We start from the raw sequence: 16,128 nt of genomic DNA, 5'->3' as shown, positions 1-16,128 counted from the left end.
CGACGCGCGTTCGTCCGTCGCCGCGCGATCCGCGAAGGTGACAGGTCGGTGACAGCTTGGGCTCATCGAACACAGCGGCAAAAACCGCCAAGCTTTCGTGAAACTGTCCGAAAATGATGATTTTTCAGGCAGATTTTGATCTATATTTAGGCAACATCAACGGTCGCGGGCGGCTTTCCAGCGCGCCAGCAATTCGGCGCGCCGCCCCTGGTCGAAATTGGCCAGTAGGGCGGGACCGACACGGATCGGCCGGCCGGCCGCGCCCAGCGCCGGCGCGCCGCCGGCGGGACGGATCGGCGTCAACCTGGCCTGGGCCAGTCGCCTCTGCCCTTCGTCCGACATCAGATAGTCCAGAAACAGCCGGGCCGCCTTCGGATGCGGCGCCGAACGGGTGATGAAGGCCACGCGCGAGAGCGACAGGTGATAGTCGCTGGGCACGACATAGCCGATGTCGGCGTTGCGATGGCGCGCCCACCAGTCGGCGTAGAAGCCGTTCATGTCGTAGGCCAGATCGTGCGCGCCCGACAGGCTGGTCAGCAGCGGCGCGCCCGGGACGAACAGGCCCGGCTCCGATTTGGCCAACGCGTCATACAACGCCCAGGCGTCCGGATAGGCCTGCAGGTCGCTCGACAGGTACATGAACCCGACCCCACTCTTTTCGGGGTCGTACATGGCGATCTTGCCGCGCCAGCGTTCGGGGTCGGCGCGCAGGGCCGCCAGCAACTCGGCGTGGCTGCGCGGCACCTCCGACTCCTTCAGCGCCTTCCTGTTGTAGGCGAAGACGATCGGCTCGGCCGTCACGCCGAAGCCCTGGTCGCGCCAGACGGCCCAGGCCGGCAGGCCCTTGGCCTCCGGACTGCGATAGGTCTGGGCGTAGCCGTCGTTGATCAGCTTGACCTGGATGTCCATCGACGAACTCCAGGCCACGTCGGCGACCGGCGCGCCCGCGTCCGTCTCGGCGATAAGGCGCGCCTGCATCGGTTTGGCGGCCAACTCGACGAAGCGGACCTTGATCTTGGGAAAGCGCTCGCGGAAGCCCTCGCCAATCACCTGGTGGACATCGGTGTTGAGATAGACGACGAGCTCGCCTTCGCGCTCCGCGGCGCGAATATCCCAGCCGCTGGTCGCCTGTCCGATCGACTTCGGCGCGCAGCCGGCCAGCGCGGCCGCCAGGGCCAGCGCCGCCACGATCGCTAGCGCCCCGCGTCTCTTGACCTGATGAGACAATCGGCGTCGGATGATGATCTCCCCTGCGTGTTCGGTTCCTACATCCCCGATGAAGATACTGGTTGTCGAGGATGATCCGCCTCTGCGTCGCTCCCTGACCGCGACGCTGGAGAGCGAAGGGCACGAGCCCGTCTGCGCCGAAACCGGCGAGGCCGCCCTGGCCCTGGCCCTGGCGCATGGGGCCGACTTCGACGCCGTCGTCCTGGACATCGGCCTGCCCGACATCGACGGCTTCGAGATCCTGGGCCGGCTGCGCCGCGAGGGCGTGCTGACCCCGATCGTCATGTTGACCGCGCGCGACGCGGTGCGCGATCGCATCGCCGGCCTGGACATGGGCGCGGACGACTATGTGCTCAAGCCGTTCGACCCGTTCGAGCTGGTGGCCCGGGTGCGGGCGGTGGCGCGGCGCAAGGGCGGCTACGCCACCCGGACGGCCCATGTCGGCGCCCTGGTCTGCGACTGGGAGGCCGGCGCGGCCTGGATCGGCGAGCGGCGGCTGGACCTGCGCCCGCGCGAGTGGGCCGTGCTGAAGGCCCTGGCCGCGCGTCCCGGCCGGGTCGTCGAGCGCGACCGCCTGGCCGCCGACGTGTTTCCCGACGAACAGGCCCCCTCGCCCAACGCCCTGGACGTCCATGTCGGCCGACTGCGACGCAAGCTGGCGCCGGACGGCCCGCGCCTGAGTACGCTGCGGGGCGTGGGCTACCGGATCGACCCATGAAGGCCAGGCCTTGGAAGGGCGGCCGTCCCAGCCTGGTCGGGCGCCTGCTGCTGGCGCAGGTCGTCCCCCTGGCCCTGCTGGGCGCGGCGCTCGCCCTGGCCGGCGCCCTGGCCGCCCGCGCGGTCGTGGAGAAGTCTTCCGACCGGCTGCTGGCCGGATCCGTGACCTCGATCGTCGCCCAGATCGGCGTGCGGGACGGTCAGGCCCAGGTGGCCCTGCCGCCCTGGTCCCTGGCCCTGCTGGACAGTCCGGAGCGCGACGCGGTGTTCTACGCGGTGCGCCAGGGTTCGCGCCTGGTCACCGGCTACGATGACCTCCCTCTCCTACCCGCGCCCGCGCCGAACGAGACCAGTTTCAGCTACGCGAAGATGCGCGGCTATGAGGTGCGTATCGCCCAGTCGACGGTGATGGTGCCCGGCGTGCGCGAGCCCGTCGTGGTGGCGGTGGCCCAAAGCCTCGACTCCCGTCGCGCCAGCGTGCGCGAGCTGCTTTCGACGCTGATCGGCCTGCCTGTGCTGCTGGTCGCCGTGGCCGCGGCTCTGGTCGTGCCGGCCGTCGGCTGGGGCCTGGCGCCGCTGCGCCGCCTGACGGCCGATCTGAAGCGCCGCGCCCAGGCCTCGCGCCCGGACCTCGCGCCGATCGACGCCGCCGACACGCCCGCCGAACTGTCGCCGGCCGTCGAAGCCTTCAACCACCTGATGAGCAGCCTGGAGCGCTTCACCCGCGCGCTGGAGCGCTTCTCGGCCGACGCCTCCCATCAGTTGCGCACGCCCTTGTCGGTCATCGTCGCCAACCTCGCCCTGCTGGAGCGCTCGGCCGCCACGCCGCGCGACAAGGCCCTGCTGGGCGACTCGCGAGACGCGGCGGCCAACCTGCGCCAGGTGCTGACGCAGTTCCTCGCCCTGGCCCGCTCGGAGGCGACCGCGGCCGATGGCGAGGCCGATCTCGCCGCCCTGCTCAAGACGATCCAGGTCGAAGCCGCCCGCGCGTTTCCCGAGGTCGAACTGCTGACGCGCCTGCCCGCCGATCTGGGGCTCGCGCGCGGCAACGCGGTGCTGATCGGCGAGGTTCTGCGCAATCTGGTCTTCAACGCCTGCGCCTATGGCGGGGGCAAGGTGCGTATCGTCGCCAGGATGGACGGAGACGGACCCAGGGTCGTGATCTGGGACCGCGGCCCCGGACTGGACCAAGACGCGCTGCGCAACGTGTTCGCGCCCTTCAACCGGGGGAGCGCGGGCCAAGGGTCGACCGGCGCGGGCCTGGGCCTGGCCATCGTGCGCTCGATCACCCGGCGCCTGGACATCGATCTCGAACTGCGCGCCCGCCATCCCAGGCCGGGCCTGGTCGCCGACCTTCGCTTCCCCGCGGGATAGCATCAAGGAGACGCCGTAGCGTCGGGAGCGGGCGCTGGCGACAGCGCCGATCAGGCGGATGGCAGGAGCAGGAGTGGCTTCATCCTGGCTCGCCATGCTCACCGGCGCGATGAGTCTCCCCATGCCCAGCTTATCCGGCTGACGAGGGACACTCTGGCGGCCATTCCAGATCCGGCGCCTTGGGACACGGACAGCGCCAGGGCCTTTGGCCTCGGACCTGAAATCCGAGTCGTTGAGGTCAGGCGCGGCGAAACCAGGTGACGCCAATCGCTCCACGGAACGGCCAGCCTGACGTTTCACCCCTGGCCATTACAATAGTTTTTGCTATCCTTTGAATCATCAGAAGGAGGATCCCCTTGAGCATTCATCGCATGACACCCGAAATCGGGGATCCGATCACGCCGATCTCGCCCGGATGGACGGTCCTGGAAGGCGAACCGACGATGTGGACCTGGTTTGAGCACCAATCCGGGGACGGCTCGCTGGTCGAGGGCACGTTCCGCTGCACGCCCGGGACCCTGCGCGCCGAATACTCCTACTACGAGTATGTCGTGATGCTCGAAGGCCGGATCGAGATCACTCCGGACGGCGGTGAGACCGTCGTGGTCAAGGCCGGGGACGCCTTCGCGGTCGAAGCTCACCACAAGGGCGTGTGGAAGGTGACCGAGGCCGTCCACAAGCGCTTCCTGCTCAAGATCAAATAGGGCGTGCGCCTGCCCTAGCACGCTTGGCCGCCGGTCTGGACAAAGCGCTGCTTTTCGCGTTGAGGCGAGACATGAGCCAACAGAATCCAGAAGAGAAAGTTCAAGGTTCGTTCTTCGACTCGCGCGGCATGTCGATCCGGGAGGCCACGGTGCGCTGGGCCCAGGCCCTCAGCGTGATGTTCGATGTCCGGATCGGTGGCGACGTAGACCACTTCCAAGGCCAGGCCGGCGGCTACGCGCTAGATCAGCTGCTGCTCGGACGCAGTCGGTCGACCGCCCAGGCCTTCGACCGGTCTCGCTATCGCACCGCCCGCGATGGGCTTTCGAACTATCTGCTGCAATTCTACGTCGAGGGCGCCTGTGGACAGCGCGACAGCGCCTCGGATGCCTGGACCAGGCCCGGGGACTTGCTGATCATCGACCTTGCCCAGCCGCTGGCCACCGCGGCCAGCGACTTCGAGAACCTCAACCTCTTCATTCCCAGGCGTTTGCTGGCGCCCCTGCTCACAGCCCCGGACACCCTCCATCTGACCGTGCTGCGTCGAGAAGAGCCCCTCGTCGCCCTGCTGCTCGGGCACCTGCGGATGCTGATCGAACTGGCCCCGTCCCTGACGCGCGGCCAGGCCGCCAGCCTGGTGCGTCCCACCGTGGAACTGGCCGCGGCCACGATCAACGGCCAGGTCGATGACGCCTCGGCGACGAGCGCCAACCAGTGTCTGCTGGAACAGATTTGCCACTGCCTCCAAACCCAGCTGACAGACCGCTCGCTTACGGCCGAAGCGGTCGCCAGCCGGTTCGGCATATCCGAGCGCAAACTCTACTACCTGTTCAAGGAGTTGGGCGGATTTTCCGGCTATGTCCGGCAGCGTCGGCTGCACGCCGTGCGCGCGCGGCTGGCCGAGCCGGAGGCCCGGTGCGAGACGATCGCCAGCATATCAGAGGCCCACGGCTTCACCCACCGGTCCAGCTTCGTATCGGCGTTCCGCGGCCTCTACGGAATGACTCCACGCGAGTTCCGCAGCCTGGCGGCCACACGCGCGCCCATGCTCGACGCCAGCTCGCCCGCCGACTGGCGGCGCTGGATCGCCGAGCTGCGCTAGAACGCACAAATCGCCAGGCGAAATTGCGCCCCGCCGCACATTGAGCCCCAGGCGCCCGACGTTCACTTTCCTTTCCCCCATAGCTCCTTTCCTTCCGCGCCTGAGCAAGCGTTCAGGGCAAAGATCGATGAGCATTTCCGGGTCCCAAACCTACACCCGCCATGACGGCGTTTGCCTGTGCGACTGGGACGACGACGCCCGGAACGACTACGCCCGGCTGGTGTCGGACCCGCGCGTGATGGCCTTCATTTCGGATGGAAAGCCTCGATCGTTCGAGCTGGCCGCCAGCGAGGTCGACACTTTCAATCTGGAACTTCAGGCGCGCGGCTGGTCACGCTGGGCGGTCAGACGCGAGGCGACCGGCGCGTTCCTGGGCTATTCGGGCTTCGCGCAAAAGGAATACGGCATCAATTTCGGCCAGCGCTTTTTTCCCAAGCTGTGGCGTTCAAGGGCGCCGATAGCGGCGGCGCATCTGGCCCTGGAGTACGGCTTCCTGAAGCTGGGCTTCGATCAAATCCACACCTTGACCAACTTGAACCACACGATGGCGATCCGGCTGAACCGCAATTATCTGGGCGTCGACGATAGCTATGGCGTCGTCTGCGACACGCCGTTTGGTCCCCACCTGCGCATTGACGTCACCCGCGCCATGTTCCTGTCCGGGCTGCAGCGTAACCGCCAGCGGATCTTCGCCCATGCGGTCGGCGCCGCCGGACAGGACGCGCCCCCGGCTATCAGCCCCCCGGTGACCTTGGCATGACGCGCCCGCCCCCCGAGGTTCCGTTAAGTCGCCTGTGCGACCTGGAGACGTGGCGCGCCGGAGCAAGCCCGCCCTTATGGTATTGGCCCTTCGGGATCGCCCTGGCGGCCAGCCGGCTGGCGCTGGCGATCGTGGCCGCGCCGCTGGCCATGGCGGCGCCGCCGAGCGTTTCCTCGCGGCTGTTTCCTCTGATCCGCCGGGCGATGGGCGTGCGCGTCATCGGCAACCTTCCCCGCGAGGAGGTGGCCCGTTTGACAGACGGCTGCGTGGTCGCCCTCAACCATGTCAGCGTATTCGACCTGCTGGCGGTGTGCGGACAGCCCCAGGCCTGTATCGCTATCGCCCAGGACGGCGGCGCGCTGGGCCGGGCGACCGTCATGCCGCTGGCGCGCGGCTCAGGCGCGCAGCTGTGGCGTGTCGCCGACCGCAAGGCGCTGGCCCGCCACATCGCGGCTTGGCGCAAGCATCCCTCCGGAACCAGCCTCTACGTGTCGCCGGAAGAGACCATCGGCAACCAGCAGGGCCTGTTCCAGTTCCAGCCGAGTTTTCTGGCCCGCGGGTTCCCAGTCGTACCGACGGCCCTGCGCCTGACCACGCCATTTGGCCTGAACGCCGATCCGCTGTTGTCGTCCAAGCCGGCCAACTTCCTGCGCCTGCTGGCCATGCCCACCGTGACGTTCAAGCTGGATTACCTACCCCGGCTGGCGCGCGGGCGCGACGAGTCCAAGACCGCATTCGCCAAGCGCGTCCAGCAGGCGATCGCCGACCGCCTGGGCGCCGCCGCCACCGACTGGCGGCCACGGGACAAGCACGCGCTGCGCGCTCGGCTGAGGCGTGGCGAGACGTGAGCCGCTCGCTCCGCGGCTGCAATGTCATCTTCGACTATGACCAGACTCTGGTTCCCGAGGAGAGCTTGCGGGAAGTGCTCATGCTCAGTCTTCGCCGTCGCCCCGATGGGGAGGCCAGGATAGCGGCCCTGCAGGCCCGCTCGCAGCGGCTCATGGCCGGCGCCGCCCGCCCGGAAGATCCGCTGATACTGCTAGGAGCCCTGTTGTCGATCCAGCGAGAAGCGATCGATGACTATATCGGCGGGGCGCTGGACCGGATCATGCCGTTCCGCCCCCTGTTCCGGTCGCTGCGCGGCCAGGGTGTCCGCCTGTTCATTGCGTCGGCCGCATTCCACGACTGGTTAGGACCGATCGGGGCCGCCTGCGGCTTTCCTGCCGAGACCGTCGCCGCCAACCGCCTGCGCTGGATCGGAAGACAGGCCGTGGGCGTGGGCGACTGGGCTCTGTTGACTTCCGCCGACAAGACCGCCCTGGTCCGGCGATGGCGTCGTACCGGCGCTGTGAGCGGACCCACGGTGATGGTCGGCGACGGAGCCAGCGATTTGGCCATCCACGCCCGCGGCCTGGCCCAGGGTTTCGTCTCGGCAAGCTATTACGGCCACGGCGCGACCGCCGACGGCGACCTGGTACGGCGCGCAGGGGCGATCGACGATCTTGAGCCCATGATCGTGGACCTCTTACTTCGAATTTCCCGATAGAGCTCATCGACTATAGGCCGCCCGGGCGTGATGGCCCCAATGTCCGGCGTCGCGCCAATTGCCGCCGCTGGCGCGGATTCGGAAACTCGACCTTCATCAGCCTAGTGCGGAGGCATATCGTCCAGCAGGCGGCGCGCGGCCTGAAACGCCGTCTCCGCCAGGTGGGCGTCCACGCACCGTCCATCGTCGCTCTGGGCGTGATGAAAGCGATGAGCGCCGAAGATACCGACCAGTCGCCGATAGCCGGCCGCGGCGACATGGGCGAGCTCTCCGGCCGCGCCCGCTCCCAGCGGGTAGACCGCCTCTAAACCTGGCAAGCCTTGGAAGGCCGCTCGGCATGGCGCGACGAGTTCCGGGCTAGCGAGCAGGAAACGCTGAGGATCGGCGCTGGGCAGCGGCGCCAGTCGTCCACCGAACTCATGCCAGTCTCGAGCGGCGACATTCGCTCCGAGATGAAGCCACAGATGGGTCTGGTCTGGCGACGGAGCGGCCTTACGCAGAAGGTGCTCGGCTCCGAGGTTCTCATATTCGTGACCGCTGTTGCACACGAAGGCAAGATTTACGGGCAGGCTCGCGCGGCTGGCCCAGTCAGCCAGCATCATCCAGACGGCGACGCCAGGTCCCCGCTCACCAGCGCAGGTGAACCAGCCCGAACGCGGGGTGGAGACCACCAGCCATCGGCCTTTGCCGCTGTCCTTGCGCCCGATCAGATTGAACGCCTCTCTACGGCCGCCCTGGCCGGTGATCACCAGCATGCCTTTCTCCCCGGACCCCGCCGCCTTGATCAAGGCTGGCGCGTCCTTGGGCGCGAGCACGGCCACGGGCGCGGCGAACATCGGCGCGCGGCCATCGGCGTTCAGCGCCAGAGCCTCGCCGCTGGGCCCGTAGGTCACGAGAACGACAGCAAGGGCGCCGGCCCGCAGGGCCGCCTCGACCGGCCCTCGCACGGCCGGCGCGGCCGCGCTGCTCCAGCGTCCGTACGGCAATCGAATGACGACGATGGCGCCGTGCGCGGGGGCGCCCGCATCTTCTGGCTCGCGGACCAGGACCGGCCCTTCGACACCCCTAGGCCCGGTCTGCGTTACGATCGCCTGCGGAATGACGTTCACCCTCGTCTCCCCGACCTGGAGCCAGGCGTCCTCGACCTCGAAGAACGGCGCGTCGAAGGCAAGGCGCTCGACAGAGAAGCCGCGCGCGGCGAGCCATTCCGTCATCCAATTCCCACAGGCGATGTCGCCGGGCCCGCCACTGGCCTTACCGCCAAAGGCCACATACCGCTCAAGCAAGTCCGCCGCCGACAGAGACCCCGCGGACGCAAAAGCCTCGGCGCCATCCGAAAGGCTGGCCGCCAGGGTTCCGGCGAGGGGCGCCGTGAGCAGGGATCGACGCGTCGGCGTCATGGCCGGTCTCCTTCAGCGCAGGCTTGTTTCCGCGGGCCCACCTTAGATCAGTTGAACAGCTGCACCTTGCGGCCGTCGACTTCAGACCGGAACTGTCGGCGACTGGTGAACATCGGCTCGACATTATTCTTGTCCCAAGTCGCGAAGTCGCGCGACAGCCGGGCGACCACCTCGGGATGGGCGCTAGCCAGATCGTGCTTTTCGCCAGGATCGTGGACGACGTCGAAGAGAAGCGTCCACTGGCCCAGCGGCGAGACCGTCGCCTTGACGCCGTCGGGGGTTGGGGAGCCCAGGACATTGCTCATGTCATCGACCGTGTCGGACTTGTTGACGACCAGAAGCTTCCAGCGTCCCTCGCGCACGGCGTGGTTGGGTCCCATGCGCCAGAAGAGCGGACGCTCGACAATCCCAGCGGTCGGGGCCAGGGCCGAGGCGATGTCACGCCCCTCGACGCCGCTGGGCGCCTTGACGCCGGCAAGGCGCGCCGCGGTGGGCAGGATGTCCAGCGTCGAAATCGGCCGGCTCGACACCAGGCCCGGCACGATGCGCCCAGGGGCGGAGACCATGAACGGCACCCGCACGCCGCCTTCCCAAGGAAAGGCCTTGTAGCCGGACAGGGGCGCGTTGGAGCAGGCGCCGCGAATATAGTTGGGGCAGCCGTTGTCGCTCAGGAAGAAGATGACCGTGTCCCGCTCCAGCCCCTCCTCGGCCAGGGCCTGGCGCAACCGCCCGACGTTGTCGTCCAGCGAGGCGACCATGGCCGCGTAGAGCCGCTGATGAGGCGAGGCGATGCGGGCGAAGCGGTCGGTATAGGCCTTGGGAGCCTGGAGCGGGGTGTGAGGCGCGTTGTAGGCCAGGTAGAGGAAGAAGGGCTGGCGACGATGGGCCCGAATGAAGCCGACGGCTTCGTCGGTGAAGACGTCGGTCAGATAGCCGCCCTGCTCGACCACCTCACGCCCCCGCACGATCGGAAAGCGCGTGCGCGTCATGGCCCCGTCGGCGCCGGTGTCGGCTTGAAGCCCGCTTTCCGCCGGATCCTTGAAATAGCTGGCCGCGCCACCCAGGAAGCCGAAGAAGCTGTCGAACCCCCGGTCCAGCGGATGGAAGCCGCCCGCCTGGCCGATATGCCACTTGCCGACCATGGCCGTGGCGTAGCCGGCCGATTTCATGACCTGGGCGATACTCGCTTCACTGACCGGCGCGCCGGCTTGCTCGTCGCGCCCAACGGGATTGAATTCGAAGCCATAGCGAGCCTGGTGACGTCCGGTGATCAGCCCCGCGCGCGAGGGCGCGCAGACGGCGGCCGTCGCATAGGCGTCGGTGAACCGCACGCCCGAAGCCGCCAGCGCGTCGATATGGGGCGTTGGGATGACCTTTCCGCCATAGACGCCAAGATCGCCATAGCCGAGGTCGTCGGTGAGGATGACGATGACATTGGGCGGCCGCGGTCTGACGCCGGGCTGCGAGAAGCCGGTGGTGGCGAGGCCCACGAGGCAGGCGGCGAGCGCAACGATCCAGCGCTTCATGGGGCCTCCACGGGTCTAATGGGCGTGGGCGCGCCGCAGGCCTTGGCCCTGACATAGGCCTCGCCGGAAGACGCGAGCGTGGCGGGCAGGTCGCAGAGCGCCTTGGCCGCCTGGACGTCGCCGTTCAGATAGGCGCGCCAGAAGGTCAGGGTCTGCTCGACGATGACAGCCATCTGGGCCGCGTCAGTGGGCTTGGCGACGCCCATCATCTGCCGCCGCCCCGTAAAGACGCCGTGGTCGCCGTCGCGCAGAACGATCAGGAACTGGTCGGCGCCGGTGATCTTCTGGAACGGGATCGTGCGCTCCCATGGGGTCTTTTCCAGATCCAGCGGCGTTCGATCCTGCGTGCCGGTGAAGTGCAGCATCGGCGTGCGGATCGAGCTGAAAGCGGTGTCGGAGCCACCCTGCCTGGCCTTGTTCGGACTGTAGACGACAGCCGCCTTGATCCTCGGCTCCCGGAAAGCATCTGGCGGAGCCCCCGGCAGGCGTTGACCGACCGCAACCAGGGTGGCCAGCGCGCCGAACGAATGGCCGCTCATGCCGACCCGCGAAAGATCCAGCTTGCCGGCGAGTTCGCCTCCCGGCGCGTTCATTTTCGTCAGTTCATCAAGGGCGAACGGAATATCGGCGAAACGATTGGCCGCCGCGTCGGGAGAGAGCTTGCCCAGCAGGCTGGCCTCCTCTCCAGGCCGCGCGCCGGCCAGGATCGAAGCGTCCGAGCCGGGATGCTGCAAGGCCGCCACCACGAAGCCCGCCTCGGCGACCGCCTGCAGGATGTAGGTCGAGCCCTCCCGGGAACCGCCCAGGCCGTGGGAATGGACAATCAGGCCGAAGGGCCCCGTCCCGGTCGGCGCGTAGAGCTTGTAGGGAACCTTGCGGCCGCCGCGCGCGGGATCGGTCCATTCGCCGTAGACGATAGTCGCCTTGGCGGGCGCGACGACCGGCGCGGGGCTCGCGGCGGCGGGTTCCGGCGAGTTGGCAAGGAGGGCGAGACCCGCCGCGACCGCTCCAGCCCATCGCCTCTGGCTCATGGTCAGAACTCCCACCCAAGCTCGACCCCGACCACGCGCGGATCGGTGTAGAACTCGTTCACGCTGACGATGTTGGCCAGATAGGTCTTGTCGCCGAGATTGCGGCCGAAGACCGAAAGCCTCAGACGGTCCGAGCGCACCCCGATCCGCGCGTCGATCAGGCCGTAGCTCTGATAGGAGCGGCTGTTGTCGGGGTTCTCGAACCCGCCGTCGGCCATCTGCAGCCCGGCCGAGGCGAAGCCGCGCCAGCCGCCGCCCAGAGGGAAGGTGTAGGTGGCGTTCACAGCCAGCTGATAGTCGCGCAGGCGCGGGACCTCGTTGCCGCTCAGATCGGCGTCGTCGGGCAGACCATCGCCGTTGAGGTCGAGCTTGGCCTTGGCTCCGTCTTCGAACTTGCCCCTCTGGCCGCTAAGAGTGGCCGCCAGCGTCAGGTCCGACGCGCCCAACAGGAATCGGCGGCGAGCCTCGATTTCGTAGCCCGAGATATGGGCGTCGCCGGCGTTCTGCAGGATGAAGCCGCGAGAGAGCGAGCTTGGCGCGCTGACCACCTGCACGTTGTTTGTCCAGGTGTAATAGATCGCGGCCGACAGCTGAACGCCCTTCCAGCGCCCCTTGGCCCCGGCTTCATAGGAATAGGCGTACTCTGGATCGTAGAGCAGTTGCTGGGCGATCTGTGAGCGCACGGTCGTGGGCGGCAGATTGCTGTTGAAGCCTCCCGGGCGATAGCCGGTGGCGAAGCGGCCGTAGACATTGACCCCGTTGTCGAAGCGATGGCGCAGGGTCACCGTCGGGGTGACGAAGGTCCAGCGGCGTTCGGCCTCAACGCGGACGGTCTCGCTGCCTGCCGCGCAGGCCGGGCCAGTCACGGTCGGCGGACAGAACTGAACCGAGCTGGCTGGCAGCGGGCCGCCAGCGCCATCGGGATCGACCGTGATCGCCGCCATCAGTCCCGTAGGCGTGGCTCCGCCGCCGAAATAGACAAGCGGATCCTTGGCGTAACGTTCAAACCAGAAGGACTTCTTATCGCGCTGAAGCCGCGCCTCCACGCCCAGGGTCGTGGCGCCCGAGATCTTGTACTCAAGACTGCCAAACAGCGAAGGCGACTTCAAGGTTTCGGAGAAGGCGTCACGGTTCACCGCCAGGCGCGCGGCTGATCGAACGCTGGCGGCGGTTCCGGTCAGAGTTCCGACCTGGCCCACCGCGCAGCCGGCGGCGCTGGCCTGCGAGGCGCCCGTATAGGCCGGGCAGAGATAAGGATCGATGACCACGTCGTCGCTGGTCTTCAGGAACTCGACGCCCGCCAGCCAGGTCAAACGCCCCTCACCCTTCGAGCTCAGATAGGCCTGCGCCACGAAGCGGCTGTAGTCCTCGAACTGGCCCAGAGTGTAGTCGGGCGTGAGCACCGCCGCGCCCGGGGCGACGTCGATGCCCGAATGGCCGGCGAAGTGATCGTTGTCCTCGTTGTCTCGCCCCGCGTCGCGGGCTTTCCAGCCCACCTTGGCGGTCAGCTCGGCGAATCCGTAATCGTGCTTGGCCGTGAGATAGACCGAGTCCTCGGTGATGCGGGCGCGCCCCTCGCGGTCGAGGTCGGAGCGTGTCCAACGGGAAGCATCAAGCACCGAGCCGTCAACCCGCACCGGCCGCCGCCCCAGACTCGAAAAAGCGGGGGTGTCGCTCTCGTAGCGTTCGTAAGTCAGGTCAACCGTGGTGGCCGATCCTGGCGTCCAGCGCAGGCCGGCCCGCGCGCCCTTGTAGGTCTGCCAGTCGATCTTGTGACCGGTCGTGGTGTTCTCAATGAACCCGCCATCCTGGTCGTCGTAGAGACCGGCCACACGCAGGGCGAGCTTGTCCTTGACCACCGGCAGATTGAGCACCGCTTCGACGGCGGCGCGCCGGGGCTGGCTGTAACGGACCGTGACCTCTCCGCCGATCGTCTGCTCAGGCGCGTGCCCGACGATATTGACCGCGCCCCCGACCGAATTCCGCCCATAGAGCGCTCCCTGAGGACCGCGCAGCACCTCGAGCCGTTCGAGGTCCAGCAGGTCCATACGGCTTAGCGAGCGCCCGCCAAAGCCGCCGCCCGCATTGTAGAGCCCCTCCTTGTAGAGGCCGGTGGCCGCCTCGGAGAAACCCAAGCGTCCGCTGCCCTGCCCCCGGATCGAGATGTCCTGCAGGTACTCTGGTCCCGACGTCACCAGCGTGGCGCTAGGCGCCTGGCGCAGATAGTCCTTCATGCCGTCGAGCACGAGGTTCCGCCTCTCCTGGGCCGTGATCGCGGATATGGCCGCGGGCACTTCGACCAGGGTTTCGGTGCGCTTGCGGGCGGTGACGACGATCTCGTCGAGCGCCTGGACGTCGGCTTGACTGGCCCATGTCGTCGCTGGAGCAGCCGCCAACACCAACCCCAGGGCTGTCATCAGCCCGCCTCGTCCCGCTGCACGCAGCATCTTCGCCTCCCCGCAATTTTATTGTTGCGGAGAGGCTCAAGCCAGAAGCGTCAATTGTCAAACAATTTTTTGAAACGCCAAGCTAAGTCACGATCACTCGCGCTCTAGCGCCAAGGCCAGGGACCGCCTTGTGATCATCACAATCATTCGCGCGGCCGCGGCCGCGATCTCCGGATGATGATCCTTGACCGCCGAAACCAGGATCCGGTGAGCGGAAAGCGATTGTTGCTCGGATTGCGAGGTCCCGGGCTTTAGCAACCTCTGCTGCCACAGCGCCAAATTGCCGACCTGGGTCAGCATCCGATAAGCCAGCTTACTACCGGAATGACGGCCAATCAGCTGCCCCAGGCCAAACGACAGGGCGTAGAGCTCAGAGCGATCGGCGTCGCGAGCAACCGCCGCCTCGATCGCCTCCATCAGCCCATCAAGTCGCGAAATCAGCCTCTCCGGGAAGCGCTCGGCCGAGAGCCGAGCGCACTGGGCGTACATCTCCTCAAGCAGACTGAAGATGTCGAGCAGCTCTTCGCCCCCAACCGCAACGACCTGGGCCCCGCGCCAGGGCTGCATCTCCACGAAGCCAGCCCGCGCCACGCTACGCAGCGCCTCACGCACGGAAGCGCGACTGACGCCATGCCGCGCCGAAACCTCCTGCTCGCGCAACCAAGCCCCAGGAGGATACCGATTTTCGATAATTTCGCGGATGAGCGTCTCAGACAGGCGCGTGTCCAGCGTCTGATCAGTCTTGCGCCGCACTCGCGCCGCGCCGGGCCTCGCCTCGTCCATCAATCCTCCCTAGCTTGACGTTACAGTAAATCAGAACGAGACAAAACGGAACGTCAGACAATTGCCAATCGCGCTGTCGGTGATCTACGGTTCGGCCATGGGCGCTGCGGACCACTCAAGAGATAGGACAAGACGATGATCCTGCGACGCGATTTCTTGGCCGGGGCCATGACGCTATCGACAGGCTTCGGCGCGCGGGCGGCGGGCGGCGAGCCGTTGCCCCTGGTCGAGGCGGCCAAGCTCGCCTGGCTTTACGGCCTGCCGATGATCGAGACGGCCGTCGTCCGAAGTCGCACCGCCAAGCTTGGAACCTTCAATCGGCTCTATCACCAGACGGATCTGGTGACTCCCGCGAACCAGAAGGTCACCTCGCCCAACAACGACACCCTCTACAGCCGCGGCTTCCTCGATCTGCGCCAGGGCCCGGTCGAGCTGACCCTGCCGGCAAGCGGAACGCGCTATCTGTCCGTGGCCTTGATGGACCTTTGGACGAACAACTTCGCCATACTGGGGACCCGCACCACGGGTCCCGACGGCGGCCGCTTCATCGTCGCCGGCCCCACGGGTCCCGCGCCGTCGGGAGCCATCCGCGCTCCGAGCGACTTCGTGTTTGTCCTTGGCCGCACCCTGGTCGACGGCCCCGCTGACCTTGCTGCGGCGCGCGCGGTCCAGGCGGCCATCGCCGCCTCGGGTCCTGAACGGGCGCCGGGCGATTTCGTGGTTCCAGTCGCGCGCACGGCGCCTTGGCGCGCTTATTTCACGAGCGTCGGAGAACTCCTGCGCGAAAACCCGCCACCCGCGACGGATGCGGCTTTCTTCCATGCGGTCCACGCCTTGGGCCTCACCGCGCAGGGCTTTGCGCCGCCCGCTTTCACCCCGGCGCAGGAACAAGAGATCGCTCAAGGGATCGAAAAGGCCAAGCAAATCGCCGCCGAGCCGCGAGGCGGGCTCTACGCCGCCCAAGGCTGGGTTTATCCACGGGCCAATCTCGGCGACTTTGGCCAGGACTATGTCTTCAGGGGTCAGATAGCCTTGACCGGGCTCTTTGGTCTCCCCTTGGCCGAGGCGGTCTATACCCGGCCGGTTGGCGACAACGGCGCGGGACTCCTGCACGGCGACCGCTATCGGCTAACCTTCCCCGTAGGCCGCGCCCTGCCGGTCGACGGCTTCTGGTCTCTGACCATGTACGCGGCCACGCCCGACGGCCAGTTCTTCCTGACGCCCAACGCCATCGATCGCTATGCCATTGGCGATCGCACCCGGGGGCTCAGGCATGGTTCGGACGGTTCGCTGGATATCTGGATCTCGCGCCAGCCGCCGGGCGGGGCGCGGGATGACAACTGGCTGCCCGCGCCCGCTCAAGGCCCCTTCATGGTCAGCCTTCGCGCCTACCTGCCGCGACCAGAATTGCTTACTGGGGACTACCGGGCGCCGCCTCTGCGGGCGGGCTTCTAGCGGGCGCAACGCGGCGCCCCACGATGGCCTATTTGACCCGCTTTCGGCCATGATCATG

14 protein-coding genes are annotated in these 16,128 nt (G+C 67.5%); 8 read left to right on the top strand and 6 right to left on the bottom strand.

Annotated features, from left to right (window positions below):
* Positions 1-156: 156 nt before the first annotated feature.
* A complete protein-coding gene (locus tag AC07R7_RS11240) occupies positions 157-1,188 on the bottom strand; it encodes an ABC transporter substrate-binding protein (protein ID WP_494635188.1) in 1,032 nt (343 codons plus the stop codon).
* Positions 1,189-1,276: 88 nt separating this feature from the next.
* Between AC07R7_RS11240 and AC07R7_RS11235 the strand changes: the two genes are divergently transcribed.
* The 7 genes from AC07R7_RS11235 (at position 1,277) to AC07R7_RS11205 (ending at position 7,428) form a co-directional block, all read left to right on the top strand.
* A complete protein-coding gene (locus AC07R7_RS11235) occupies positions 1,277-1,945 on the top strand; it encodes a response regulator transcription factor (RefSeq protein WP_492888722.1) in 669 nt (222 codons plus the stop codon).
* The gene (locus AC07R7_RS11230; RefSeq protein ID WP_494635187.1) at positions 1,942-3,318 is read left to right on the top strand and encodes a sensor histidine kinase; all 1,377 of its coding nucleotides are present in this window, start codon (positions 1,942-1,944) and stop codon (positions 3,316-3,318) included. Before AC07R7_RS11235 ends, AC07R7_RS11230 begins: the two co-directional genes overlap by 4 nt.
* A 356-nt stretch (positions 3,319-3,674) precedes the next feature.
* Positions 3,675-4,022 (top strand): cupin domain-containing protein, encoded by a 348-nt coding sequence (locus tag AC07R7_RS11225; RefSeq protein ID WP_494635186.1) that lies wholly within the window; start codon positions 3,675-3,677, stop codon positions 4,020-4,022.
* A 71-nt stretch (positions 4,023-4,093) separates the two neighbouring features.
* Complete coding sequence (locus AC07R7_RS11220) at positions 4,094-5,122, top strand: AraC family transcriptional regulator (protein WP_494635185.1); 1,029 nt, start codon at positions 4,094-4,096, stop codon at positions 5,120-5,122.
* A gap of 127 nt (positions 5,123-5,249) precedes the next feature.
* On the top strand, positions 5,250-5,882 hold the full coding sequence (locus AC07R7_RS11215) for a GNAT family N-acetyltransferase (RefSeq protein WP_494635184.1): 633 nt from the start codon (positions 5,250-5,252) through the stop codon (positions 5,880-5,882).
* Entirely contained in the window at positions 5,879-6,730 is an 852-nt protein-coding gene (locus AC07R7_RS11210; protein ID WP_494635183.1) for a lysophospholipid acyltransferase family protein, read from the top strand. The genes AC07R7_RS11215 and AC07R7_RS11210 overlap by 4 nt, the downstream gene beginning before the upstream one ends.
* The gene (locus tag AC07R7_RS11205) at positions 6,727-7,428 is read left to right on the top strand and encodes a haloacid dehalogenase-like hydrolase (RefSeq protein ID WP_494635182.1); all 702 of its coding nucleotides are present in this window, start codon (positions 6,727-6,729) and stop codon (positions 7,426-7,428) included. Before AC07R7_RS11210 ends, AC07R7_RS11205 begins: the two co-directional genes overlap by 4 nt.
* Before the next feature lie 101 nt (positions 7,429-7,529).
* Here the strand turns inward: AC07R7_RS11205 and AC07R7_RS11200 are convergent, their stop codons facing one another.
* From AC07R7_RS11200 to AC07R7_RS11180, 5 genes are all read right to left on the bottom strand, one after another.
* A complete protein-coding gene (locus AC07R7_RS11200; protein ID WP_494635181.1) occupies positions 7,530-8,828 on the bottom strand; it encodes a hypothetical protein in 1,299 nt (432 codons plus the stop codon).
* A 47-nt stretch (positions 8,829-8,875) separates the two neighbouring features.
* Entirely contained in the window at positions 8,876-10,354 is a 1,479-nt protein-coding gene (locus tag AC07R7_RS11195; RefSeq protein WP_494635180.1) for a sulfatase-like hydrolase/transferase, read from the bottom strand.
* Positions 10,351-11,385 carry an alpha/beta hydrolase family protein gene (locus tag AC07R7_RS11190; protein WP_494635179.1) on the bottom strand — a complete coding sequence of 345 codons (1,035 nt, stop codon included), beginning with the start codon at positions 11,383-11,385 and terminating at the stop codon, positions 10,351-10,353. The genes AC07R7_RS11195 and AC07R7_RS11190 overlap by 4 nt, the downstream gene beginning before the upstream one ends.
* A gap of 2 nt (positions 11,386-11,387) precedes the next feature.
* A complete protein-coding gene (locus tag AC07R7_RS11185) occupies positions 11,388-13,802 on the bottom strand; it encodes a TonB-dependent receptor (RefSeq protein WP_492888604.1) in 2,415 nt (804 codons plus the stop codon).
* Between the two features lie 123 nt (positions 13,803-13,925).
* The gene (locus tag AC07R7_RS11180) at positions 13,926-14,615 is read right to left on the bottom strand and encodes a GntR family transcriptional regulator (RefSeq protein ID WP_494635178.1); all 690 of its coding nucleotides are present in this window, start codon (positions 14,613-14,615) and stop codon (positions 13,926-13,928) included.
* A 168-nt stretch (positions 14,616-14,783) separates the two neighbouring features.
* On the opposite strand from AC07R7_RS11180, the gene AC07R7_RS11175 reads away from it, so the two are divergent.
* Positions 14,784-16,070 carry a DUF1254 domain-containing protein gene (locus AC07R7_RS11175; protein WP_494635177.1) on the top strand — a complete coding sequence of 429 codons (1,287 nt, stop codon included), beginning with the start codon at positions 14,784-14,786 and terminating at the stop codon, positions 16,068-16,070.
* The last annotated feature ends 58 nt before the right edge of the window (positions 16,071-16,128 follow it).

This window comes from Caulobacter sp. GW821-FHT05F04 (assembly GCF_059419665.1).
Note: the sequence above shows the minus strand (reverse complement) of the source record. Positions and strands in the feature narration are given on the sequence as shown.

Coding starts and splice junctions, on each gene's coding strand:
- AC07R7_RS11235 (WP_492888722.1), top strand. CDS start 1,277: ATGAAGATACTGGTTGTCGAGGATGATCCGCCTCTGCGTCGCTCCCTG.
- AC07R7_RS11230 (WP_494635187.1), top strand. CDS start 1,942: ATGAAGGCCAGGCCTTGGAAGGGCGGCCGTCCCAGCCTGGTCGGGCGC.
- AC07R7_RS11220 (WP_494635185.1), top strand. CDS start 4,094: ATGAGCCAACAGAATCCAGAAGAGAAAGTTCAAGGTTCGTTCTTCGAC.
- AC07R7_RS11215 (WP_494635184.1), top strand. CDS start 5,250: ATGAGCATTTCCGGGTCCCAAACCTACACCCGCCATGACGGCGTTTGC.
- AC07R7_RS11210 (WP_494635183.1), top strand. CDS start 5,879: ATGACGCGCCCGCCCCCCGAGGTTCCGTTAAGTCGCCTGTGCGACCTG.
- AC07R7_RS11200 (WP_494635181.1), bottom strand. CDS start 8,828: ATGACGCCGACGCGTCGATCCCTGCTCACGGCGCCCCTCGCCGGAACC.
- AC07R7_RS11195 (WP_494635180.1), bottom strand. CDS start 10,354: ATGAAGCGCTGGATCGTTGCGCTCGCCGCCTGCCTCGTGGGCCTCGCC.
- AC07R7_RS11190 (WP_494635179.1), bottom strand. CDS start 11,385: ATGAGCCAGAGGCGATGGGCTGGAGCGGTCGCGGCGGGTCTCGCCCTC.
- AC07R7_RS11185 (WP_492888604.1), bottom strand. CDS start 13,802: ATGACAGCCCTGGGGTTGGTGTTGGCGGCTGCTCCAGCGACGACATGG.
- AC07R7_RS11180 (WP_494635178.1), bottom strand. CDS start 14,615: ATGGACGAGGCGAGGCCCGGCGCGGCGCGAGTGCGGCGCAAGACTGAT.
- AC07R7_RS11175 (WP_494635177.1), top strand. CDS start 14,784: ATGACGCTATCGACAGGCTTCGGCGCGCGGGCGGCGGGCGGCGAGCCG.